The sequence below is a fragment of the Bradyrhizobium sp. URHD0069 genome (assembly GCF_000701345.1).
Lineage (GTDB): Bacteria > Pseudomonadota > Alphaproteobacteria > Rhizobiales > Xanthobacteraceae > Bradyrhizobium.
Genome location: NZ_JNIJ01000011.1, coordinates 116,109 through 137,412, shown reverse-complemented (window position 1 = coordinate 137,412; position 21,304 = coordinate 116,109). Strand labels below are relative to the sequence as shown.

Annotated in this window: 24 protein-coding genes; 13 read left to right on the top strand and 11 right to left on the bottom strand. The window is 58.1% G+C overall.

Translation table 11 applies throughout. From position 1 onward, the window contains the following. Positions 1-45 precede the first annotated feature (45 nt). From gfa to N554_RS0106100, 4 genes are all read right to left on the bottom strand, one after another. Entirely contained in the window at positions 46-615 is a 570-nt protein-coding gene (gene gfa, locus N554_RS0106115; protein WP_029582673.1) for an S-(hydroxymethyl)glutathione synthase, read from the bottom strand. Between the two features lie 33 nt (positions 616-648). After that, the gene (locus tag N554_RS0106110; protein ID WP_029582672.1) at positions 649-1,758 is read right to left on the bottom strand and encodes an S-(hydroxymethyl)glutathione dehydrogenase/class III alcohol dehydrogenase; all 1,110 of its coding nucleotides are present in this window, start codon (positions 1,756-1,758) and stop codon (positions 649-651) included. Between the two features lie 207 nt (positions 1,759-1,965). Beyond that, positions 1,966-2,124 carry a hypothetical protein gene (locus tag N554_RS39625; RefSeq protein WP_156041804.1) on the bottom strand — a complete coding sequence of 53 codons (159 nt, stop codon included), beginning with the start codon at positions 2,122-2,124 and terminating at the stop codon, positions 1,966-1,968. A 258-nt stretch (positions 2,125-2,382) separates the two neighbouring features. After that, positions 2,383-3,003 carry a response regulator gene (locus tag N554_RS0106100; RefSeq protein ID WP_029582671.1) on the bottom strand — a complete coding sequence of 207 codons (621 nt, stop codon included), beginning with the start codon at positions 3,001-3,003 and terminating at the stop codon, positions 2,383-2,385. A 210-nt stretch (positions 3,004-3,213) separates the two neighbouring features. On the opposite strand from N554_RS0106100, the gene N554_RS0106095 reads away from it, so the two are divergent. After that, the gene (locus N554_RS0106095) at positions 3,214-4,617 is read left to right on the top strand and encodes a histidine kinase (RefSeq protein WP_029582670.1); all 1,404 of its coding nucleotides are present in this window, start codon (positions 3,214-3,216) and stop codon (positions 4,615-4,617) included. Positions 4,618-4,678: 61 nt separating this feature from the next. On the opposite strand, the gene N554_RS0106090 is transcribed toward N554_RS0106095, so the two are convergent. After that, positions 4,679-6,403: an FAD-dependent oxidoreductase gene (locus tag N554_RS0106090; RefSeq protein WP_029582669.1), complete on the bottom strand. Its 1,725-nt coding sequence runs from the start codon at positions 6,401-6,403 to the stop codon at positions 4,679-4,681. A 516-nt stretch (positions 6,404-6,919) separates the two neighbouring features. Here N554_RS0106090 and N554_RS0106080 point away from each other — a divergent pair. The 3 genes from N554_RS0106080 to N554_RS0106070 all read left to right on the top strand — a co-directional run bounded on the left by N554_RS0106080 (position 6,920) and on the right by N554_RS0106070 (position 9,670). Continuing rightward, positions 6,920-7,375 carry a MaoC family dehydratase gene (locus tag N554_RS0106080; RefSeq protein ID WP_029582668.1) on the top strand — a complete coding sequence of 152 codons (456 nt, stop codon included), beginning with the start codon at positions 6,920-6,922 and terminating at the stop codon, positions 7,373-7,375. 4 nt (positions 7,376-7,379) lie between these two features. Continuing rightward, positions 7,380-8,243, top strand: a complete 864-nt coding sequence (locus tag N554_RS0106075) for an HpcH/HpaI aldolase/citrate lyase family protein (RefSeq protein WP_029582667.1) — start codon at positions 7,380-7,382, stop codon at positions 8,241-8,243. A gap of 611 nt (positions 8,244-8,854) precedes the next feature. Further along, on the top strand, positions 8,855-9,670 hold the full coding sequence (locus N554_RS0106070; RefSeq protein ID WP_029582666.1) for an MBL fold metallo-hydrolase: 816 nt from the start codon (positions 8,855-8,857) through the stop codon (positions 9,668-9,670). Between the two features lie 144 nt (positions 9,671-9,814). On the opposite strand, the gene N554_RS0106065 is transcribed toward N554_RS0106070, so the two are convergent. Then, positions 9,815-10,033: a hypothetical protein gene (locus tag N554_RS0106065; protein WP_029582665.1), complete on the bottom strand. Its 219-nt coding sequence runs from the start codon at positions 10,031-10,033 to the stop codon at positions 9,815-9,817. A 68-nt stretch (positions 10,034-10,101) separates the two neighbouring features. Here N554_RS0106065 and N554_RS35460 point away from each other — a divergent pair, with 68 nt between their 5' ends. The 6 genes from N554_RS35460 to N554_RS0106025 all read left to right on the top strand — a co-directional run bounded on the left by N554_RS35460 (position 10,102) and on the right by N554_RS0106025 (position 15,021). Further along, positions 10,102-10,302: a hypothetical protein gene (locus N554_RS35460; protein WP_029582664.1), complete on the top strand. Its 201-nt coding sequence runs from the start codon at positions 10,102-10,104 to the stop codon at positions 10,300-10,302. A gap of 128 nt (positions 10,303-10,430) precedes the next feature. Next, on the top strand, positions 10,431-10,760 hold the full coding sequence (locus N554_RS0106055; RefSeq protein ID WP_029582663.1) for a four-helix bundle copper-binding protein: 330 nt from the start codon (positions 10,431-10,433) through the stop codon (positions 10,758-10,760). Positions 10,761-11,077: 317 nt separating this feature from the next. Further along, positions 11,078-11,284 (top strand): hypothetical protein, encoded by a 207-nt coding sequence (locus N554_RS39620; RefSeq protein ID WP_156041802.1) that lies wholly within the window; start codon positions 11,078-11,080, stop codon positions 11,282-11,284. A gap of 184 nt (positions 11,285-11,468) precedes the next feature. Further along, complete coding sequence (locus N554_RS0106045; RefSeq protein WP_029582661.1) at positions 11,469-11,684, top strand: hypothetical protein; 216 nt, start codon at positions 11,469-11,471, stop codon at positions 11,682-11,684. A 1,660-nt stretch (positions 11,685-13,344) separates the two neighbouring features. Then, positions 13,345-13,929 carry an NUDIX domain-containing protein gene (locus N554_RS0106035; RefSeq protein ID WP_029582660.1) on the top strand — a complete coding sequence of 195 codons (585 nt, stop codon included), beginning with the start codon at positions 13,345-13,347 and terminating at the stop codon, positions 13,927-13,929. Between the two features lie 366 nt (positions 13,930-14,295). Beyond that, complete coding sequence (locus tag N554_RS0106025) at positions 14,296-15,021, top strand: Crp/Fnr family transcriptional regulator (protein WP_051677341.1); 726 nt, start codon at positions 14,296-14,298, stop codon at positions 15,019-15,021. Positions 15,022-15,187: 166 nt separating this feature from the next. Here N554_RS0106025 and N554_RS39615 read toward each other — a convergent pair whose 3' ends face one another. The 5 genes from N554_RS39615 to N554_RS0105995 all read right to left on the bottom strand — a co-directional run bounded on the left by N554_RS39615 (position 15,188) and on the right by N554_RS0105995 (position 18,067). Next, positions 15,188-15,334: a hypothetical protein gene (locus tag N554_RS39615; protein ID WP_156041801.1), complete on the bottom strand. Its 147-nt coding sequence runs from the start codon at positions 15,332-15,334 to the stop codon at positions 15,188-15,190. A 9-nt stretch (positions 15,335-15,343) separates the two neighbouring features. Continuing rightward, a complete protein-coding gene (locus N554_RS42880; RefSeq protein ID WP_029582657.1) occupies positions 15,344-15,562 on the bottom strand; it encodes a DUF6894 family protein in 219 nt (72 codons plus the stop codon). Positions 15,563-15,702: 140 nt separating this feature from the next. Further along, positions 15,703-15,915 (bottom strand): hypothetical protein, encoded by a 213-nt coding sequence (locus N554_RS0106010; RefSeq protein ID WP_156041799.1) that lies wholly within the window; start codon positions 15,913-15,915, stop codon positions 15,703-15,705. 369 nt (positions 15,916-16,284) lie between these two features. Further along, a complete protein-coding gene (locus N554_RS0106000; protein ID WP_156041798.1) occupies positions 16,285-16,611 on the bottom strand; it encodes a hypothetical protein in 327 nt (108 codons plus the stop codon). 724 nt (positions 16,612-17,335) lie between these two features. Further along, positions 17,336-18,067, bottom strand: coding sequence for a DUF72 domain-containing protein (locus tag N554_RS0105995; RefSeq protein ID WP_029582654.1), 732 nt, complete (start codon positions 18,065-18,067; stop codon positions 17,336-17,338). Positions 18,068-18,827: 760 nt separating this feature from the next. On the opposite strand from N554_RS0105995, the gene N554_RS0105990 reads away from it, so the two are divergent. The 3 genes from N554_RS0105990 to N554_RS0105980 all read left to right on the top strand — a co-directional run bounded on the left by N554_RS0105990 (position 18,828) and on the right by N554_RS0105980 (position 21,293). After that, complete coding sequence (locus N554_RS0105990) at positions 18,828-19,439, top strand: cysteine hydrolase family protein (RefSeq protein ID WP_029582653.1); 612 nt, start codon at positions 18,828-18,830, stop codon at positions 19,437-19,439. A gap of 356 nt (positions 19,440-19,795) precedes the next feature. Next, positions 19,796-20,005, top strand: a complete 210-nt coding sequence (locus tag N554_RS0105985; RefSeq protein ID WP_029582652.1) for a cold-shock protein — start codon at positions 19,796-19,798, stop codon at positions 20,003-20,005. A 127-nt stretch (positions 20,006-20,132) separates the two neighbouring features. Then, complete coding sequence (locus tag N554_RS0105980; RefSeq protein WP_029582651.1) at positions 20,133-21,293, top strand: acyl-CoA desaturase; 1,161 nt, start codon at positions 20,133-20,135, stop codon at positions 21,291-21,293. Positions 21,294-21,304: the final 11 nt, after the last annotated feature.

The following is a 21,304-nucleotide window of genomic DNA, read 5'->3' as shown; positions in this document are numbered from 1 at the left end:
CTCAGCTCGGTAGATGCTCTTCACCACCGAGCCGGGCTGGCGGGGTCAGGCCGCTTTGGCTGTCGATTTCGCTACATGGGTGGCGATCGCATCCATCAGCGCCGGCGACAGACAGTCATAGGGCTCAAGCCCGAGTTCCTTGAGACGCGATCTGATCGCCGGCATCTCCGAGGGATCGACGCCGGACTCGATCACCGAGGAGACGAACGCCGCAAATTGCGGAGCGGCCGATCCACCCTCTGTGAAGAGTTCCGGATGGATGAAGTCCAGTCCGTAGAACGGGTGCGCGCTATTCTCGATGCGTCCGTACATATGCGTGCCGCAAGCGCGGCAAGCATGCCGCTGGATCGTCGCGGACGGGTCGACCACGCGAAGCTTGTCGCCGTTCTCCATAACAGTCACGTTGTCGCGTGGTACCACGGCGACTACTGAAAAGGTTGCTCCCTCCGGCTTCCAGCATTTGGTGCAACCACAGGCGTGGTTGTGGGCGACGTCTCCCTTGACGCCTACCTTGACCGGATTGTCCTCGCATTCGCAGACCAAGGTCCCGCCGGCGAAGCTGCCCGAGCCCTGTTGTACGCCGTTGTCAACCGATGGGTGGATATGAACAGTCATGGGCCTATCCTCCTTTGTTTGACGTTTTTGATTTTAGAACACGACGACCGAACGGATCGATTTGCCTTGGTGCATCAGATCGAATCCCTTGTTGATCTCCTCCAACTTCAGCAGATGGGTGATCATCGGATCGATCTGTATCTTGCCGTTCATGTACCAGTCGACGATCTTCGGCACGTCGGTACGGCCGCGCGCGCCGCCGAACGCCGTGCCCTTCCACACGCGGCCGGTAACCAGCTGGAACGGCCGAGTTGAAATCTCCTTGCCGGCTTCCGCCACGCCGATGATGACCGACACGCCCCAGCCGCGGTGGCACGCCTCCAGCGCCTGGCGCATCACGGTGGTATTGCCGGTGCAGTCGAAGGTGTAGTCGGCACCGCCGTCGGTGAGCGTGACCAGATGCTGGACGATATCGCCACCGATCTTGGACGGGTTGACGAAATGGGTCATGCCAAAGCGGCGACCCCATTCTTCCTTGCTGTCGTTGATATCAACGCCAATGATTTTATCGGCGCCCACCATCTTCGCGCCCTGAATGACATTGAGCCCGATGCCGCCGAGGCCGAACACGACCACGTTGGCGCCCGGCGTGACCTGGGCGGTATTCACCACCGCGCCGACGCCCGTGGTGACGCCGCAGCCGATGTAGCAGCTTTTGTCGAACGGCGCGTCTTCGCGGATCTTGGCGACGGCGATCTCCGGCAGCACGGTGAAGTTCGAGAAAGTAGAGCAGCCCATATAGTGGAAAATGGGTTTGCCCTGGTAGCTGAAGCGGCTTGTGCCATCGGGCATCACGCCCTTGCCCTGCGTCGCGCGGATGGCGGTGCAAAGATTGGTCTTGCGGCTCAGGCAACTTTTGCACTGGCGGCATTCTGGCGTGTACAGCGGGATCACATGATCGCCTGGTTTCACCGAAGTGACGCCTGCTCCGACCTCGCGAACAATCCCGGCCCCCTCATGGCCGAGGATCGAAGGAAAGATTCCCTCGCTGTCGAAGCCGTCCAGCGTGTAGGCGTCGGTGTGACAGATGCCGGTCGCCTTTATCTCGACCAGGACCTCACCGGCCTTCGGGCCCTCCAAGTCAAGCTCGATGATCTCAAGCGGCTTCTTTGCTTCGAACGCGACAGCGGCACGAGTCTTCATCTGTCACATCTCCCCCTAAGATCTTTGCTTGGGCGCTATTCTATTTTTCGAGTTCCTTCGTTCCATAAGAGCTTTCCCCGCGAGTTGCTTTATTCGGGGCGCGCCACAACGGGGTTTGCAAGAACGCGAATGAGCATCCGTCTTTGCCGGCAGAGCATTGCACGCTCGCGCGGCACGTCAAGACTTGTGATTCACAAGGCTTATGATTCATAAGGCTTGCGATTCAATCGTGTCGATTTTTCTATCGGCCGCCGTGCTGGCTGGAAAAGCCAGGGCCGCCTGGCAGGCCTGAATTTTCAACGCTGTGGCGAACAAAATGTGCTGCATCGCGGTGCAAAGATCGAATTTTCTCGATATTGCGAGCATCCGGCACCGCCGCGGCCTGATCGCGCACCTTTGCGCAGAGATGTCGAGCGAGACGTCACGTCGCGTGACAAATCGAGACAACCGCCGACGTTACGTTATAACATCCACGCCTAACCGGCGCCCGGCCAAACAACCGGCTAATGGAATGAGGCTGATGCGGCGCGTTTTAGCCGGCCCCGGTATCTATCCGGTCAACGAAGCCCACCCGGGCGCGACGATGGCATACGTCCGAATTGAAGGACGAACCTAACCGCGGGATCAGGCCAAGCTGTTCTCGATCGCCAGCCGCACCAGCTCGGCGGATGTGCGCACACCAAGCTTCTGGCGCATAATCGAAGACGTATTGGCAACCGTCTTGTATGATGAATGAACAAGCCACGCGATCTCGGAAAGACTCTTGCCTGCGCTGAGCAAGCGCAAAATTTCGAGCTCGCGCGATGTCAGTTTCGAGAGCGGGCTCTGCGCGAGCGCAGGTCCTGCGAACGCAATCTTTTGCGCAATTCCCGGGGGCAGGTAAACCCCACCCTTTCCCACTTCACGTATGGCCTCAACGAGGTCGCATGGATCTCCGGACTTTGAGACATAGCCCTTGGCGCCGATTTCGATCGCGCGCGTGGCGAATATCGGATCGTCGTTCATGCTGAACATGATGATGCGTGCGGTCGCGGCATGCGCAAGAATGCGCCGCGCCAATTCAAATCCAGACACTGTCGGCAAGTTGATATCGAGAACGCAGATATCAGGATGTTCGGCGACAAACGCCTGCTCGCCGCTCTCCGCGTCGGATGCTTCCAGTATGGCGATCTCAGGGTCTCCTGCGAGCAATGCACGGCAACCCGAAGCTACGATGGGATGATCGTCAACAATCAGAACACGCATTGGCGTTGGTCCCAACTACCGCGTCAGCACTGTTGTTGCATCGCATTAGATCAAGCTACAGAAACATCCGCCATCGAGACGCTTTCGTCTTCCGGTTATGCAACTCAAGCGCAATTGCTGTACGGTTCAATTAGATAGCCGCCGGTTTTTTCTGTCAACGCTCCTCTTGGTAGGGGATCCGACGGCAGGGCGCGATATTGGACGAATGTGATGTGGCAAAAACTATCTTTGCGCGCCCGGCTCAACATGCTTCTGGCGATCGTTCTCACGCTCGGTTTGGCCATCAATATCGCGCGGCTTGTGCTGGAGGCAGCGCCTCGTGTTCGGGCGGAAGACCAAAGCGTCATACGGCTGGCGCGCGAATTCATCGAAACGCTGGTCGTCGGCCTGAATGAAACATCAGACCCCGATGTAAGGCTAAGTCAGATCGTTCGAGACCTCAACCGGCTGCGCCACGTCAGCATTACCCGGCAGAATGATGCGACCGAGACCGGACCTGTTACGACCAACAACGCCAACGATGATAGTGAGTCGCACTCGGTGCCTGCGTGGTTCGTTGCGCTCGTTCACCCGGAAAAGACTTCGGTGAGCGTCCCGATCTCCATCCATGGAAAACCAGGATCGCTCGTGATCACCTCGCATCCGAACGACGAGATGACCGAGATTTGGGACGGAATCGTTACCCAACTCCAGGTCGGATCGGCGATCGCCGTCGCGCTTTTTCTGATTACGATGATGGTAGTCAACCGGGCGCTCGCGCCGATTCAGGCGCTGTCGGAGGCGATGACGAATATTGAAGCCGGTGGCTATGACACGCGCGTGAAGCCGGGAGGCTCGCCCGAGCTGGCCGCGATCTGCAGCAAGCTGAACCATCTTGCCGCAGCTTTGGGAGATGCCGTCGAAGACAAGAGACGCCTGGCCGAACGCGCCGTCTCACTACAGGACGTGGAGCGCAAGGAAATCGCACGGGAGCTGCATGACGAGTTCGGGCCCTATCTTTTTGCGTTGCGAGTGCATGCGAGCTCGCTCGTGCGGATCGCAGACGATCGCGAGCCGGATACGGATGCCTTGCGAAAGCATGGGGGCGCCGTACTGGAACAAGTAAATGCCTTGCAGCAATTCAATCGGCGGGTACTTGAAAAATTGCGCCCCGTTGGACTGACGGAGCTTGGCCTGCGCGAAGCGCTCGGCGCGCTCTTGCGCCTGTGGGGCGAGTCTCATCCCGGTGTAGTCATCGAGACGGCAATCTCGCCGTCGCTCGGCGAGACCGGAGAGACGGCCGATTTGACGATCTACCGCATCGTTCAGGAGGCTCTGACAAATGTCTTCCGTCACGCAAGCGCGACGTCTGTCAACGTAATCATTGAACCTGCGGAGCAGCCCTCGGGCGCAAAACGCAGCAGCCGCGGATGCACCCTGGTGCGCGTGCGCGACAATGGCAGCGGGTTGAGGCCGGATCACAAATTGGGCCTGGGCTTGATAGGAATGCGCGAGCGGGTATTGGCATTGGGCGGCACCCTTACCGTCGCCTCGAGCGAGGAGGGTGTAACTGTTGAGGCTCTCGTTCCGAGGGACGCAGCGGAACAAAGAGAAGAGGGGAAGCTGCTGGCGTGAACTGCGCGCCTTCTACGCGGGCTTGAAGGCAACGTTCTGATATCAAGGCCACCTTCTGAAGTTAATGTGGATCGCCGCTCGCGATATGGCGGCCCGCGATATAGCCGAAGGTGAGCGCGGGCCCGAGCGCGATGCCAGCGCCGGGATAGTTGCCGCCCATGATGCTGGCCATATCGTTACCGGCGGCATAGAGCCCTTCGATCGCATGACCATCGGCGTCAAGGGCGCGTGCGTTCTCGTCGGTCCTGATGCCGGCATAGGTGCCGAGATCGCCGATGACCATTTTGATTGCGTAGAAAGGTCTGTGCTCGATCGGAGCGATGCAGGGGTTCGGTCCATGCAGCGCATCGCCCTGAAAGCGGTTGTACGCGCGCGATCCTTTGCCGAAAGCGGGATCTTGTCCGATCGCCGCCGATGAGTTGAACCGGGTAACCGTGGTCTCGAGTGCTCTCGCTTCGATGCCGGCCTTGGTAGCAAGTGCCGCAAGCGTATCGCCGCGCATCAGATAGCCGGTGCTGAGGTGGCGACCGATCGGCATGGGGAACGGCGGCACACATCCCAAGCCGTATTTCCGCAGAGTTCGATGATCGCAGATGAGGAAGGCGGCGATCTCTTCGCCTGGCTTTGCGGTCTTCATCATCTCCTGGACGAAATCGTGGTAAGAGTTGCCCTCGTTGGCAAAGCGCGCGCCATCGCGCATTACGGCGATCACGCCGGGTTTCGCACGATCGATGAAATGTGGCATGACGCCGCTTGTGCCATCTTTGCGCTTCGTGACAGATACCGGAACCCATGCTGCGGCGTTCGGGAACGTGTCTTCCACACACCCGCCCACCGCCTCGGCCAGGCGCAGACCATCGCCGGTGTTACCTGTTGGGCCGGGCGAATAGTGCTCCGTTCCCGTCGGCGCATGCGGAAACATCGCCTTGCGCCGTGCGGTGTCATGCGGGAAGCCGCCACAGGCAAGGACGACGCCGCGCTTTGCAACGACACGAACGAGCCGTCCCTCCCGTTCGACCATGGCGCCACGCACCGCGCCCTTCTCGACGATCAGGTCGCGGACGGGGGACGACAGCCACAAGGGTATCTTGAGATCGAATGCGGATTTCGCAAGGCGTCCGGCAAGTGCATTGCCGTTCGTGAGGGTCATGCCGCGGCGGTAGCGCATTACATCCATGAAATGCCGGAACAGCCGCTTTGCCACATAGATCGCCGAGGTCAGCGATTTGGAGGCGCGCATGAAGTGGATGATCTCCTTGCCCGACCCAAGCATCATGCCGAACACGATCAATTCCGGCAACGGCGCGCCGAGATTACTGATGTGCGGTCCGAGCTCGCGCCCATCGAAGGGCCGCGTCACCATCGAGCGGCCGCCCTGCGTTCCGCCGGGCGCTTCCGCATGATAGTCGGGAAACACCAACGGCATGTCGAAACGTAACGATGTTTGCGAGGTGAAGAAGTCGACGGCTTCCGGCCCGGCACGTAGAAAGGCATTGACCCGGGCCTCATCGAAGCTGTTGCCCGCCTCGTGCCGCAGATAGGTTCGCGCTTCATCCGGGCTCTCGACGATCCCCCATGCGCGCGCCAGCGACGTTCCGGGAATCCATAGCCACCCGCCGGAGCGCGCGGTGGTGCCGCCGAAAAGCGGCTCCTTCTCGACGATCAAAACATTGAGGCCGTGATGAGCTGCGGTCACCGCAGCGGACATGCCGGCGGCGCCGGAGCCCACCACAAGCGCGTCGCATTCATAACGGGTGTCTGCGCCATCGCGCTCGCTGTCTGTCACGCGACTTTCCTCGCCTTTTTTGGAAGCGGACATTTGGATTATTTGTTGATAGGGAAATTGCTTCCTTCTGGAGTTGTATCGATGGCCGATATGCCGATCAAGGAATTGCTTGCTGGCGCAACACCCGCGCGGATGCTTGACTCATCGATGACCATCCTCTTCCCTTTACCCAACCCGCTTCGAGCGGGTTACCAACGGGAGATCAGGGCGCCATGCCTACTGAACTCGTTCACTACACCGTCTCGGATGCGATTGCACAATTGCGCGGCGATTGGCCGCGAAGTGACCCATCGTCATGAAGGTCGATCGCGACGCCTTTAGGCGGGCGTTACGCGGGCTATCGTCGCGTGATCAAGAGTGCCGCCGAGAGTTTTGGGCTGGTCGCGACCACGCAGGAGTGCGAGAAAGGACTTGTCGATTTCGTTGAGAAGCGGCCGCCGAAATATACCGGGCGCTGACCGTGAATAATCGACATTTGAGGAAACTGAGGAAACCAACAACTGGGAAGGGGAAATGATGGCGGGATTATTTTTCGAGGAGTTTGAGATAGGTCAGGAATTTCATCATGAATTCAGCCGGACGGTTACCGAGATGGACAATACAATGTTCAGTCTGCTGACGATGAATCCGCAGCCGCTGCATCTCGACGCCCATTTCTCGGAAAATACTGAATTTGGTCAGCGGCTGTTTAACAGCCTCTACACGCTCGCAATCATGATCGGCATGAGCGTCTACGATACTACTCTTGGCACAACGGTCGGCAATCTCGGCATGACCGACGTCAAATTTCCGAAGCCGGTGTTTCACGGCGACACGCTGAAGGCGCATACCAAGATCATTTCAAAGCGCGCCAGCAAATCGCGGCCGACTCAGGGCGTCGTTGAATTCGAGCATACGGCGACAAATCAGCGCGGTGAGGTGGTTGCAAGCTGTCGGCGCACCGGCTTGATGCACTGCAGACCGAAAGCTTGATGCGATGCGATCATTCTTGTTTGTTCCCGGCGATAGCGTCCGTAAATTCGAAAGCGCGAAGAAGACGGCGGCCGACGCTTTGATACTCGATCTGGAAGATTCAATCGCGCCGGACCAGAAGGTTGCCGCGCGGGCCATCACACGCGGCATGCTTGATGCGCGCAATCCGGGCCAGAAAGTATACATTCGGGTCAATGCACTCGATACCGGCATGACTCTCGGCGACCTCGCTGCCGTTATGCCGGGCCGGCCCGACGGAATCGTTTTGCCAAAATGCGCCGGCGCGGCCGATGTCAATCACTTGGCCTTGTATCTCGACGCGTTCGAGGCAGCATCGGGCTTTGAGCATGGAAGCACTCGGATCGTCGTCGTGGCGACGGAGACAGCACGGGCAGTGCTCAAATTGCTCGACTTTGAGGGCGCCAGTCCGCGCTTGTGGGGCATGATGTGGGGCGCCGAGGATCTCGCCGCTTCGCTCGGCTCCTCGCGCAACCGAACTAACGGCCGTTATCACGGCCCGTTTCTTTTGGCTCGCGATCTCTGCCTGATCAGCGCGGCGGCCGCCGGCGTGGTAGCAATCGATACAATCGCCACCGACATCGATGACCTGGCCGCGCTAAGGCAGGAAGCAATTGCCGCGCGGCACGACGGCTTCCTGTCGAAAGCCGTTATTCATCCGAAGCATGTTGATATCGTCAATGCGGCCTTCATGCCGACCGATGAGGAAATCGCATGGTCGCAGAAAGTCGTTGCAGCGTTCAAGGATAATCCGAATTCCGGCGTCGTGAAGATCGATGGCAAGATGATCGACAAGCCGCACCTTCGTGCCGCCGAAAAGATCCTTGCGCTCGGTCGGCGCCAGATCTGAGAAGATCTGGCTTCCCCGGGACGGCTTTCAATGAACGAGCCGAGAAGCCGGCTTGGCGAAAAAACTCGCTATGTTCGCCGACACGCAGCGGATATTGCCGGACTGGCGTCGTCGTCTTGTGGCGACCGCCCGACTTCGTTCTCTATTGAGAAGAAGTACGCTCTATAATACTTGGGATAGTAAAAGCCCCGTTCCGCAGGGGACTGCGGAACGGGGCTTCAACTGGAGGAGCGCAAACTGTGGGGCTGCGCTGAGTTACAGTAGCGGAATTCGGTTCAGGAGTGTGTTCGCTAACCGACACTCCGCACGCATTTGTTATCGGGAACGTCACGAAAGAGCCGCCATACCGGCTTTTTGCCGACGAGGCGAGGGTCCGAAATTTGGGGGCTTTCGAGACCTCGTGTGGATTGTCAGGCGCAGGGGAGACGGAGGAGGGTAATGCGGGCCTCGTAACGAGCGTTTCTCACCCCGTCGAGAAGGACCACGCACAAACATGTCTTCGTCGACACAATCATGATGTTCCATGGATGCTCTCAGCGATTTATTGTCTCAGATCATAACGGTGGCTTTCGAGCTGCCATCTGCTGCATGCTTGCGATGAAGGAGTTTCGATGCCGATCCAAATCTGCGACACTTGCGGCACCTCGTACCCCGAGACTTCCGCGCCGCCCTCCCGCTGCCTGATCTGCGAGGATGAACGTCAGTTCGTGCCGCGCGGCGGACAGGTCTGGACGACGCCCGAGAAGCTCGCCAGCGGGCACGTTAATGGTTGGCGGCAGCTGGAGGCGGGTCTACTCGAAATTCACACCCATCCGCAATTTGGTATCGGCCAGCGCGCGTTGCTGTTGCGGACCCCCCAAGGTAATATCCTGTGGGACTGTATCAGCTTGCTGGACGATGCCACCGAGGCGCTCGTTCGCGGATTGGGCGGTCTGCATGCGATCGCGATCTCGCACCCGCATTATTATACGCGCATGCAGGATTGGGCTCGCAGCTTTGACTGCCCGGTCCATCTGCACGCCGCGGATGCCGAATGGATCATGCGCTCCGATCCGGCGATTCGCCATTGGCGGGGCGACGCGCTGGAGATCGCGCAAGGCGTGACGCTGCTCCGGCTCGGCGGCCACTTTCCTGGCGGAACGGTGCTTCATTGGGCAGACGGCGCCGAGGGACGCGGTGCGATCTTGAGCGGGGATATTCTCCAGGTGGCGGCGGACGTCAGCCGGGTCTCGTTCCTCTGGAGCTATCCCAACATGATGCCGCTCTCGGCGGCGACGGTCCGCCGCATTGCCGACACCTTGGTGCCGTGGAAGTTTGATCGGATTTACGGCGCCTTTCCCGGACGCCAGGTGATGACGGACGGCGCCCAGACCTTGGAACGATCCGCAGCTCGCTATATTGAGCTTTTACAAAATAACCAGTCATAGAGCGGAGGACAGTTGGACGTTACTTGCGCATCGAACGCTGCGAATTTTGGGGGCGAGCACGCTTGCGGACAGCGCAGTGGCGCTATTGGCATCCGCGATGACTCAATCCGGCGGTGGTCGCTTGCCACGGCAGGCTTGGGAGAACTAGGTCAGCTTGTTGATGCCGAATAGATCAATGCCGGGCCATGCCGTTTCCTCGGAGTCGGGCGGGCAGGGCTTAATGGCGTAGTTATCCTCGAGCCGCTTTTCCCCGTGAACGCCGGCGACCACAAGACCGCTGTCTTCGGCACATCGCCAAGCATCCACCTCGGTAGGGAACGCGCGGCTTAGCTTGGCGTCATTTTCGAATAGAGCGTATGGCATCGCTTCCTCCATTGATATTCAGGAACGAAATTCGCGCGAGTACGTTCCCCGGGATCGAGGGCACTGCCATGCACACGGAAATCAACGTTTTCGAGAAGCCGATCGAGCGCATCAAAAACACCTGCGTCCTCGTGGGGATGGCAGATGATTTCGAGCGGAAGCTTCCAGAGCTTGAAACTTACCTGGAAAGCCTGGTTGCCAACGGCGAAACCGATGAGGATCGATTGACCGTCAGTGGCCTTTCTTTCCTGAAGGGAACGTGCGGCTGAAGACCCCAAGCAAAGCCCCGCCATCATTGACGGAGCCGTTGTGCATTCGCTCCTCGAGTTTGCTAGCGCTCAGGTTGGTAAGCCTTTTGCTGTCTTGCCCAAACCTCACTCGGAAAGGAACCGAGGCAATGCCGATAACCGAAGAGATGAACCGCTGCATCGAGGCCTGCCTGAGCTGTTACAGAATCTGCCTCAGCACGGCGATGAGTCATTGTCTGGTAGCAGGTGGAAAACACGTCGAGCCAGCGCATTTTCGTCTGATGATGGCATGCGCGGAGATGTGCCGCACGTCAGCCCATTTCATGCTGATCAACACGCCCCATCACAAGCACACGTGTCGCGAATGCGCCGAGATCTGCGCCGAATGCGCGGCAGACTGCGAGCGTATCGGCGGAATGGAGGAGTGCGTGGCCATGTGCCAGACTTGCGCCGAAAGCTGCCGAAAGATGGCAGCGTGATCGCCGCCGTCATAAGTGCGTCAGCGGAACCCGGGCGCGTTTTCCAGTTGGCGCTTGCTCATCTTTGAGCGTCCCTCGATCTGGCGCGCCTTCGCTTTCGCATGAGGTCTTGCCGGCGGTGGCTGTGTGTTCCACATCCGCGGCGCAGCGGCACGTTGCATAGGTGTAAAGCACTTGCGAAGGCGACGTTTGCCGCAAACTGTCAGACCTAAGGAGAAGGCCCCGAATGTCCTCGGGGCCTTGCGAAGAGTAGGTTTTTCGACGCCTAACGTCCGCCGGGTTGTGGGCCGCCAACGTTACTCGTGCCGGGTCCAACGTTGCCCTGGCTTGAAGGATTTTCCGTAGCGGACTTCGTTGACTTCGTTGACTTCATGTTGGCGCCGCTGGTCGTGGACGAATGCTGCTTGCTGTCCTTTTTCGATTTCGCATCCGCGACGAGCGGCGAGGCGACGAGCCCTGCGATTGCCAGCGCGCCGATCAACAACTTGGTTTTCATCATGAGGATGATCTCCCTTGGTAGATGACGCGGGTGAAACTTACGATGCGTGGAAGAGTTCCCAGTTTCCTGTTGGTATGCCACTCGCTCAAGGATCTGTTATCTCCCGTGAACGGCCTTGGCGAGATGTGAATGAATTTTAATGAAAAACAGCTTTCAGGCAGCGTTCAGGAATGCTGGGTAATGATGGTGTTCCCATCAGGAGCCGAACCATGAGCAATTTGCTGTTCCTCCGTCGTTCCTATGCCTACCGCCATGCTGCGGCCGATATGATGCGTAAGGCGCGCGCGATGCCGCCAGGGGCAGAACGGCGCGCCGCGCATCGGCTTGCACGCGCGCTGAAAGATTTGGCAAAAAATGAAGCATGGCTGGAAGGGGCGAGTTACCAGGAGGCTCGCCTGCGCAACGCCGTTAGCCTTAGATCTTGATGCGCGAGCTTAGTATGTTCGAGCGCGGAACCCGCACCCAAGGACGATCGTTCGACGGCGACGACATGTTGCGATGTCCGCAATGTCAACGGTGGTTCAATCGGAGGGATTTACTCAGCGTGGCAGAGCATCGGGGGCCGTTGCCTCATCCCGTGCAAAACCCTCGAACCGCATGGGCAGATGAGGACGATGGAGCCCCGGATTAGAGCTCTGGCTTGCGGGAACGGCTGCGAGCTTTCCGGGGCTGGCATTCCGAAGTGCTCCACGAGCAAAGAGAAACCAACCAACGACCCGCGCCAGCAGACCGACTGGAAATCCACTAAACAAACCGACAAGCCCAGGAAATGGCCGATTGAAAAAGAACAGCAAGGCGGAGCCCGCAAGGAAGACCTTGAAAGGTGGAAAGATACACACACCCATTGGGAATGGAATGTAGAAGCGAGATCCGTGCGCGCTAGCTCGGTGGCTTTAGCTCGCCGGCCAGCCAACCCAACGCGTCAGTCTTTAGTGGGTCCACGGGGAAGGAAATTTTCGCGATGCGGTGGCAGGTGCTGCACTCGAAGGTCCGCTCCTCAAAGCCCCGTTCACCCGGAGAAATCCGAGTTAGCCCCATCCTATGTGTGCAGGTCGGACACAAGGGTCGCTCGACAATGGAAGAAGGAATACGCATCACCCCACACTCCGACCAAACGATAGTGGCGCAGAGGTGATCCGGTCTGTTCGATAGCGGACACTCAGACAAAATTTTGGCACAAATCTCAAGAGCTGGAACTGGGCCAAGGAATTTTGGATTGGTTTAGCAGGCCACGAATAGAGCCGTGGCCGGCACGGCCTTGACCCTAAGCCCTAGCCCCGCAGGGTGGGGTCGTGCTTGCCTCAGTAGGCCGGTTCGACGTTTGTCACCAGCAGCGTCCTTCAGGGATTACAAACCCAGCCGACTTGGTCGATCTTAAAAAGACGCTCGAGGTTGGGCAAGCCGTTTGGAATTGCCGAGGCCGCGCCGGACTGAAAACAATCGGAACCATCGCAAGAAGAGAGCGTTTTTCTCCTTCATCGAAGTGGAGAGGCGCATGCGGGATGATCAGAATCGGAAAGATAAGATAAGCCGTGAAACGATTACGATAGTCGTGGCGGCGTTCATTCTCCTGTTCGCCCTGATGGTGTGGGGACCGTGGAATCCTCCGCACGTGGCAAGTAACCCCGGACCAAGCGGTACCCCAGGATCGACGGCCGTCAACCCGGCGCCACCGCCGGCGGCGGGTCCGTCCGGGGACACGACGGGAACGGCGCGCTGAAATGCGTTTTCCAATTGACCAGTCCATCCGCGAAACCGAGCGTGTCGCCACCATCAGGTGCATGCTCGCCGTCTTTGCGATTGCGGCGCTGTTGGTTTCGCTGATTTACGGCCTGGCCTGACTTCTCACGCTCTTAGCAGTTCACCCGCGTAAATTTGCGCGGGTTGGGTATGCGCTGTCGCGATGGCTGACAAGGAGCTGCGGGGAAACGGCGACTTCCGGCTGTGGACCAAGCCCCATGCCCTCCGTCATGAGCAGCCGGAGAAACCGCGCTGATGAGAGGCGTGTCTGGGTTAGACGCGGTTCGTCAAGCGGTTCAAACATGCTCGCGGACAACATAAATTTTGAAAAGTAGCGGAGGTGCCATGAAAAAAGAAAGCCAAATAGTACGTCTCACGGAGATGCAGACGCTTGCCGATGAAAAGGGAAAGCTGACCCGGGTGACGTTCGAGCAGCGCATGCGCAGCGGAGACTGGCGGCAGCGCAAGCGAGAAATCTACGACAACGGCAATTCGGCCGTCATTCTTCCTTACGACGCCGAACGCAAGACTGTGCTGCTGACCAGGCAATTGCGGCTTCCGATGTATCTTCAGGATGGTTTGGAGAGTTCAGTCGAAGCCTGTGCCGGCAAGTTGGACGGGGAGAAAGCCGAGACACGAATAATCAAGGAGATGGAGGAGGAACTCGGTTATCGAATTGAAAGAGTGGAACGACTATTCGAACTCTACGTCAGCCCTGCCGCGATCATGGAGAAGATCGAGTTCTTCATCTGCGCGTACTCGCCGGCGGACAAGGTGTCGGAGGGAGGCGGTCTGGCCGAGGAGGGCGAAGACATCGAGGTGATCGAGACGACGTTAGAGCAGGCCGCCGCGATGATTGCGGTCGGCGAGATCATCGATGCCAAGACCGTCATTCTCGTTCAATTTCTCAGAGAGCGTATTCGCGCGTAAAGGGGCAGTCTGCGCCGTCGTCGACACTACGCTACGCGTCCCGTTTCGATTTGTGCGAGCGCAATCATCGCTGCTACGCGCCGCCAGATGGGATCCCTCTCCTCCGTTCGCTGCGCGCCGAGCAATTCGCTGCGCAATCTCTTAATTTTGCCACATGCGCGCACCGTTCGGAGGCAGGCGTTGCCGATCTGATCCAGGACATCCTGCAGCAGCAGAAGCATGCTTCGGGTACATGCATACCTGAGATAAAGCGCTGGCTATCTGCGGTGCAGCGCTTACCGTGTGAGCATTGTCGGAGATCAGCCAGGCATGGATAGCTGAGAGTTCTTCGCGCTCCCGCCTGTCCCCCGTCCCGGAGCGCGTTCAATGAAGAACCTTTTGCTAGGCCTGCTTTCGCAGGCCGATCTTAGATTTCTCGAATCTCATCTAAAGCAGACGCGCCTCAAGCAGCATGACGTGCTGTTTCACGCAGAGGAAGAAATTCGTCACGTCTATTTTCCAACCGGGGCGGTTATCTCGCTTGTCGTGCCGCTTTCGAGTGGGGAGATGATCGAAGCCGCGATGGTCGGAGCAGACGGGGTCGTAGGCGCTTCCGCCGCTCTTGACGGTAGGATGTCCCTGAGCCGGGCCGTCGTACAACTCGCCGGGGATACGATGATGTGCGGCTTGGAGGCACTGAAGTCGGCCGCTTTGCAAAGTCCAAAACTGCTCTCGCTGTTAGTCCGCCACGACCAGACGGTGTATGCACAAGCCCAACAGTCGGCCGCGTGCTTCGCAACCCATCATGTCCAATCCAGGCTCTGTCGCTGGTTGTTGCGCGCGAGGGATTTGTCCGGCAGCAACACGCTTTTGCTCACGCAAGAATATCTGGCAGAGATGCTCGGGGTAAGACGCACCAGCGTGACCGCGGTCGCTCACACCCTGCAAACCGCGGGCCTCATCACGTACTCCCGCGGCAAAATCCAGATCCTCGACGACGAGGCGCTGCAGGAAAGTGCATGTGAATGTTACGAGGCGGTGAAACGGCACTACGAGAGACTGATTGGAACTGAGCCAAAAACCGACGATCAGCCACCGCACATAGCGGGATAGATCTCGCCATCATCGCGCCTGAAAGCGTTGGCGGAGCCTCTGCACTTCGGGAGGGCCTCCATCAAAAAAGCCCCGGTACAAAACGGGACGTCCGCTCGGCCGTGGCAATCCTAGGCGCGCGGCGTACCGGCAGTTCCTTCAAGGGGCAGGCGCCGCGCCTTGGCAGCTAGGGCTTGCGGCTGCTCGGCTTGATCACTTTGTCGGTATTCCGATCGGTATCATCGAGCGGAGGTCCGTCCTGTGGGCGCGGCGGCACGTGATGTCCGCCCTGTTTTTTCTGAATGCGTTCTTCCTCGTCCGATTTCTCTTTCATGGAGTGTTCTCAGTGGATGATGTCGAGCGGGATCCGGCAAATTTCGTCGCCATCTTCATTCGTAACCAGAATGGCGTAATGCCGGTTCTTCAGCTCTGGCCGTTCCTGAAGGAGCCGTTTGGCAAGAGTTTCCGCAGTATCCATTGCCGCGATGTCGTCCGACAATTCCGCTCCGCCTTCATCAACGACCGTTTCGGAATTGACAAGATCGAAGTGATAGAGTGGCACTATTTCTCCCGTCACACGCGCTTGAACTTCTGCCGGCTCGATCTTCTAATCGATAAAAGGCCCGCTCATCTCTCTTGGTCCAGCTATTGGCTTTTCAGGAGATGACGTGCAGAACAATCGACCAAGATCGCGTGAGTTCCTTACGTGACCGACTTGCGCTCAGTCGTCATGATACGCCAAGCTTCGTCTTTTAGTTCGTCGAGCTTATAGTCATCGCCGGTCTCGAGATTAAGGTGGCCGCGTTCGCAGCACACAATGTCCCTGTCGCCAAGCCAGAAGGTGGCGCCAGTCGGCGTATGGACAAGCTTGCCGCCCTGCAGCACGAATTGCTCTGCCATTACCTTCATATGCATCTTACTGCGTCCACGGTTCGAGCGTGGGGATCAGCCGAGTCAGAAAGTTAGCGCCTTGTCTCTCGCTTTCAAGCACCTTCGGGCTCAGCTTTAGCCGAGCTATGACGTCATGTTTCCGATCGTCCGTCGTGAAATGGTGCGGTGAATCTCAAGCAGCACTGCCTCCGCACCGGCAATCGCATCCGTCTCTTCCTCCATCGATCGGATAAGATTTCGTGCATCTCCAGAAGCCGTCGTTCACAAAAAAGGCTTGCCGCCAGTGACCCCGATCGTCGCGCCGGACAATCCGAAAAGCCGCCGCTGGATATTTTGTTCCGTCGAATCTTGGCGACGCGAACCCCAGGGTGGCTGCTATGAGCGAGGAGGGAGCTATCGTTGGTTGAGGTCGATATAGGCTGACCAAGCCGCCGCTGCCAAAACGCGCGAGGGTTCGCGCCTGCACACCGTCTCAACGGCAGCAATCATCGCACTGCTGGTTGCTTTTGACTGATCTTGCTGGCTGGCGGCCGCTACGTAATTGAGGCCGCTCCAGAACCCATAGATCCAGACCGCGCCTTCCGATTTATGGTTTTGGCTGGAAAGCCAATAGCCGCACGTCTTGGCTCCAATCCCCGCCAGATTGACTGAGAGCTCTTCCTCGCTTTCGGCGGCGGTTGCCGCAGCACTCTCGGCCGCGGGAGTCGAAAGCAGGATCATGAGCAGTATTCGCATCAGCATTTGCAATGCTCCGGATTGAAACAAGCCGCGGAGGTGGATTGGTTCTGCAGCGGGATGCAGCGCGAAAGTGAGGCGATATTGGTTGGATAACCGTCCGGCGCAAGGGTGGAACGGTTCCCGTGCCGGAGCGTTTTCCGTTGGAATGGAGGTTCCCCAATGGGTTTAGCTGAATACAAGGTCATATCGAAGGGAGACGGCTGGAGCGATGGGGCCGCCCGGAACGACTATGCAAGCAAGGAGGTGGCGTTTGAATCTGCCGTCGCCGCTTCGCTTGCTATCCGCGAGCGGCCCCGAGGTGATTGTTAGCGTACCCGGCCGAGAGACCGGCAGCGGAACGGCGCTTGGTGTCAATGACCAAAAGGTTAGCCACTGACCGGATGTCCGCGCTTCATTGCATGCCGATCATCTGGTTTACGACGACCGCTTTCATGCGTGGGCCGCCGAGTGAGCCCGGACTCTGACCGGTATAGATTTCGCGGCAGGAATTTTCTCTTTAGGCGCGATGCCATAACGGAAGATTGCTCCGGACAGCAAGTAAGGACTCGCCGGCTTGGCATGAACGAGCGAGCCATGCAGTGCACTGTGCTGTCTTTCATTGACGCGGCCTGCGGTCCGCTTGCCTGACTACCACCAGATCGCGGTTGGAACGCGCACGCCGCTACGCACATCCATAATCGCTGCCGCGCAATTTCCGCTGAGGCGGCTAATTGGCGGCCAGAAGGCCCTTCAAGCGGATGGCATCCGCAGGCGCTGCGCTCTTTTGATCGTTGTCGAAATAGACGAATACGTCGCAGCCCTGCTTCTTCCAGGATTTGATGCGCTTGGCCCAATCCGCAAGCGCGTTCGGCCGATAGTGCCCTTTGTATCGGCCTTGAGGTCCATGCCCCCTGACATAGACAAAATCGGCAGTGCGCTTCCAGGGCGCCGGCGCATCGTGATGATCTGAGATGCAGAGCGAAATATTCTGTTCGGATAGCAATCGTAGAATCCGCGGCGCATACCAACTGGGATGACGGAATTCAAAACTATAGCGGCGCTTCTTCGAAAGCAGCTTGAAGAAGGCGACGAGGCAGTCGGCGTTGGATTCAAAGTTCGGCGGCAACTGAAACAGGATGGGTCCGATCTTGTCGCCGAGCAGCGACAGGCGATCCTCTAGCAGTTCGAGACTGTTCACTGAACTTGGCGAGAGGCGTTTCCAATGGGTGATGAATTTGGATGCCTTCCAGGCGAAAACGAAATCCCTCCCGGTCTGCTCGCGCCAATTTCTCACGGCTTCGGGTGTCGGTGTCCGATAGAATACGCCGTTAAGCTCGGTCGTCGAAAACTGGCTGGCATAATATTGAAGCTGGTTTTTGAGCGGCAATCTCTTGGGAAAGAACGGTCCGCGCCAGGAATCGTAATGCCATCCTGACGTGCCGATCAGAACGCGGGCCATCGCATTGTCACGGTTTCACGACCACCTTGATCCAGCCGTCCTTGGCGCATAATGGCATCTCGTCGGTCCTGGGGATCGGGAATGGTTTCACAGCGAATATCGCCCTTGCCGTGCCATGCCAGGGCTTTCGTGGTCCAGACTTTCGTAATCCTGAATTCCTCTGCGTCGACTGGGAATGATAAGACACGCGCCGGCCACTTGTTCCCGTTTCACGCGTCGAAACGAAGCCGCGTACCGGTAGACGGCGGCGCCGGTCGTAAACGATGATGCGCGGGATGGAGATGTCGTCACCGGTCTCAACAACGAGATTTAGTCTGCGGTTGCGAGCATCACCCCGCTGCCATGCTTGCAAAGCGGCATCGCAAGATCGCAAAGCCGGAAACTGCGAAATTGTAACTGCGTTTGAGTTCCGGTCCGCGCGTTCAATCGTCCTGTTGGCTCGAGCGCAATTTACTCGTGTTCATCAGTTCTTGCGAAGTTACTCCCGTTTGGGCGGTCAAAAATAAATTCGACGGAACACGAAAAACTCCGGAACGATTCCGACGGGTCCGCGTTAGCGCTTCTAAGAGCAAGTAACTTTGAAAAGGATAAATTCTCAACAAAGTGAACGCTCGAAAGCCCCGTCATTCACTTCGGTGGATGACGGGGTTTTTAATTGGCCAAAAGGTTGTCAATGCAAGGCTTTGTCAATGCGTTCCCTGCGCCGGCACCTTCGGCCTAATTGTAAGCGGTGTTTGCCCAAAATAGGAGCCCCAGCGCTATGGCGGTTGATACGCCGGTCGAACCAATTACCGACGCCGTGCACCTATCCATCGACATGCAAAACATCTTCTCCAGCGGCGGCATTTGGGAATCGCCGTGGATGGAACGCGTGGTGCCGTCGATCGTCGATATCGCCGCGCGGCACGCGGATCGCACCGTCTTCACAAGGTTCATAACGCCCGTGCATCCCGAAGACCGGCCTGGACGCTGGCGCCGCTATTTCAGCAAATGGCATCGCGCAACGCGGGCCGAGCTTGCCTCGTCGCAGTTGGAACTCGTCCCGGCCCTCCAGCGGTTTGCGCCTCCAGCTCACGTCATCAATAAGCCGGCCTATTCGGCATTTACCGAATCGCCGCTCGCATCGCTTCTTTCGGAAAAGGGTATCGGCACACTTGTCATTACTGGCTCGGAAACGGACGTCTGCGTGCTAGCGACTGTGCTCGATGCGGTCGATTTCGGCTTTCGCGTCGTTATCGTGGAGGACGCCCTCTGCAGTTCATCCGACGCCGGCCACGATGCGCTGATGACGCTCTATCGCAACCGTTTTTCCGAGCAAATCGAGCTCATCCAGGCTGCGGAGTTGCGGATCTTGTGGCCCGACGGCGCCTGAGGGACAAGATTTTTTTCCTGCAAGCATAATCAGAGCGAGCAACTTCAGGATCGTGCGGCAAATCGTCTCGACAAGTATACCCGGTTCCGTCCTGCGCGAGGCCACGATCGTTCGGCAGCATAGCTCTGTACCGGCAATACATACGCTGAGGCCGCTATTTCTCCTTGGTTCAAAGCGATACGGGCTCTTGCCAAACTGCTATAAAACGAGCATGCATTGCTTCATCGAGTTTCGGCCGAACGACTTGGCCTCGCCGCTAACAGCGTGCCTGACTGACGAACCTCTCTCCAGATCTCGACTTAGCAGAGCGCGTTTGACGCGGTCATAAAAATACACACGTACTAAAGGACTCTCTCATGACGACGGGAACTGTGAAGTGGTTTAACAACCAAAAGGGCTTCGGCTTCATCGCGCCGGACCAAGGCAGCCAGGATGTGTTCGTTCATATTAGTGCGGTCGAGCGCGCCGGTCTGAGCACCCTCAATGAGGGGCAGAAGGTTTCTTTCGAAATCGTCGCAGACAGCCGGACTGGCAAATCTGCTGCCGAGAACCTGCGCGCCGCCTAACCGAGTTGTGGCTTTTTGATTACGGATGTACCGGCAAGAAAGTCTATAGTTCAACCCGCCGTCTGGTCCGCCAGCGGCGGGTTCCTTTATGTTCAGCAAGAGCATAACTGACAAGAGCATCACTAAAATGTCGCATAATATCACCATCGATGACGCGCATGACGACATCGTCTACCCGTCCGCTCTTCCATTTGTCCTGATCCATCTAGGCTGCGTCGCGGCGATCTGGTCCGGCGTTACATGGCAGGCAATCACAATCTGCGCAGCGCTCTACGTGCTGCGGATGTTCGCGATCGGGGCGGGCTATCACCGCTACTTCTCACATCGCTCCTATTCCACGAGCAGGGTGTTTCAATTCATTCTTGCGTTCCTCGCCCAAAGCAATGCGCAAAAAAGCGTGCTGTGGTGGGCGGCGAAACACCGGCACCACCATTTGCATTCCGATACCCCTCAAGACGTGCATTCGCCCGGACACAAGGGTTTCCTCTATAGCCATCTTGGTTGGATTTTCGATCGGCGCCACGACAAGGCCGACCTGGTGAAGGTCGCGGATTTCGCCAAGTTTCCCGAATTGATGTGGCTGCATAAGTTCGAAGTCTTGCCGGCGGTTGTTGTCGCTGTTCTTTGTTTTCTCGCCGCGGGATGGTCCGGTCTGGTGGTCGGATTCCTGTGGAGCACAGTGCTGCTTTACCACGCAACATTTTGCATCAATTCTCTCGCACATGTTCACGGGCGCAAACGGTATGTGACGGGCGATGAATCCCGCAACAACTGGATCCTGGCCATTTTCACGATGGGCGAGGGGTGGCACAACAATCATCATGCCTATCAGAGCAGCGTGCGCCAGGGCTTCCGCTGGTGGGAGCTTGACACAACCTACTATATCCTGCGGGCGCTCTCCTGGCTTGGTATCGTCTGGGATCTCAAGACCCCGCCTGAGCAGGTGATGCGCAATGAACAGCGGCTCGGAGCGCGCGTCATCAACCGCGCGGCCGAGCAGCTCGCCGCACGTTTCAACCCGGAACGGATCGCGTTGGCTATCACGTCGGCCTTGCGCTCATCCGAATTGATCGCGCTGCGGGAGCTTAGCCAGGCGCGCTGCCATACCGCTGACGTGCTGACGACGCTGCATCTACCAACTCGCGACGAGTTGTTGGCTCAAGCACAAGCCATGTTCGCGCGTACCCGGTCACTGGACGAAATCGTCGACCGTGCCTACCAGCTCCTTCTCGGATCTGTCGGCTCACAGCTGGACCTGCATCTTCAGCTCCGGCCGCAATTGGCCTGAGCAACTGTCCG

Bases quoted from the DNA above. Each gene is read 5' to 3' on its own strand.
- gfa (WP_029582673.1), bottom strand. From the start codon at position 615: ATGACTGTTCATATCCACCCATCGGTTGACAACGGCGTACAACAGGGC.
- N554_RS0106110 (WP_029582672.1), bottom strand. From the start codon at position 1,758: ATGAAGACTCGTGCCGCTGTCGCGTTCGAAGCAAAGAAGCCGCTTGAG.
- N554_RS39625 (WP_156041804.1), bottom strand. From the start codon at position 2,124: ATGCTCGCAATATCGAGAAAATTCGATCTTTGCACCGCGATGCAGCAC.
- N554_RS0106100 (WP_029582671.1), bottom strand. From the start codon at position 3,003: ATGCGTGTTCTGATTGTTGACGATCATCCCATCGTAGCTTCGGGTTGC.
- N554_RS0106095 (WP_029582670.1), top strand. From the start codon at position 3,214: ATGTGGCAAAAACTATCTTTGCGCGCCCGGCTCAACATGCTTCTGGCG.
- N554_RS0106080 (WP_029582668.1), top strand. From the start codon at position 6,920: ATGGCGGGATTATTTTTCGAGGAGTTTGAGATAGGTCAGGAATTTCAT.
- N554_RS0106075 (WP_029582667.1), top strand. From the start codon at position 7,380: ATGCGATCATTCTTGTTTGTTCCCGGCGATAGCGTCCGTAAATTCGAA.
- N554_RS0106070 (WP_029582666.1), top strand. From the start codon at position 8,855: ATGCCGATCCAAATCTGCGACACTTGCGGCACCTCGTACCCCGAGACT.
- N554_RS0106065 (WP_029582665.1), bottom strand. From the start codon at position 10,033: ATGCCATACGCTCTATTCGAAAATGACGCCAAGCTAAGCCGCGCGTTC.
- N554_RS35460 (WP_029582664.1), top strand. From the start codon at position 10,102: ATGCACACGGAAATCAACGTTTTCGAGAAGCCGATCGAGCGCATCAAA.
- N554_RS0106055 (WP_029582663.1), top strand. From the start codon at position 10,431: ATGCCGATAACCGAAGAGATGAACCGCTGCATCGAGGCCTGCCTGAGC.
- N554_RS0106045 (WP_029582661.1), top strand. From the start codon at position 11,469: ATGAGCAATTTGCTGTTCCTCCGTCGTTCCTATGCCTACCGCCATGCT.
- N554_RS0106035 (WP_029582660.1), top strand. From the start codon at position 13,345: ATGAAAAAAGAAAGCCAAATAGTACGTCTCACGGAGATGCAGACGCTT.
- N554_RS0106025 (WP_051677341.1), top strand. From the start codon at position 14,296: ATGAAGAACCTTTTGCTAGGCCTGCTTTCGCAGGCCGATCTTAGATTT.
- N554_RS39615 (WP_156041801.1), bottom strand. From the start codon at position 15,334: ATGAAAGAGAAATCGGACGAGGAAGAACGCATTCAGAAAAAACAGGGC.
- N554_RS0106010 (WP_156041799.1), bottom strand. From the start codon at position 15,915: ATGCATATGAAGGTAATGGCAGAGCAATTCGTGCTGCAGGGCGGCAAG.
- N554_RS0106000 (WP_156041798.1), bottom strand. From the start codon at position 16,611: ATGATCCTGCTTTCGACTCCCGCGGCCGAGAGTGCTGCGGCAACCGCC.
- N554_RS0105995 (WP_029582654.1), bottom strand. From the start codon at position 18,067: ATGGCCCGCGTTCTGATCGGCACGTCAGGATGGCATTACGATTCCTGG.
- N554_RS0105990 (WP_029582653.1), top strand. From the start codon at position 18,828: ATGGCGGTTGATACGCCGGTCGAACCAATTACCGACGCCGTGCACCTA.
- N554_RS0105985 (WP_029582652.1), top strand. From the start codon at position 19,796: ATGACGACGGGAACTGTGAAGTGGTTTAACAACCAAAAGGGCTTCGGC.
- N554_RS0105980 (WP_029582651.1), top strand. From the start codon at position 20,133: ATGTCGCATAATATCACCATCGATGACGCGCATGACGACATCGTCTAC.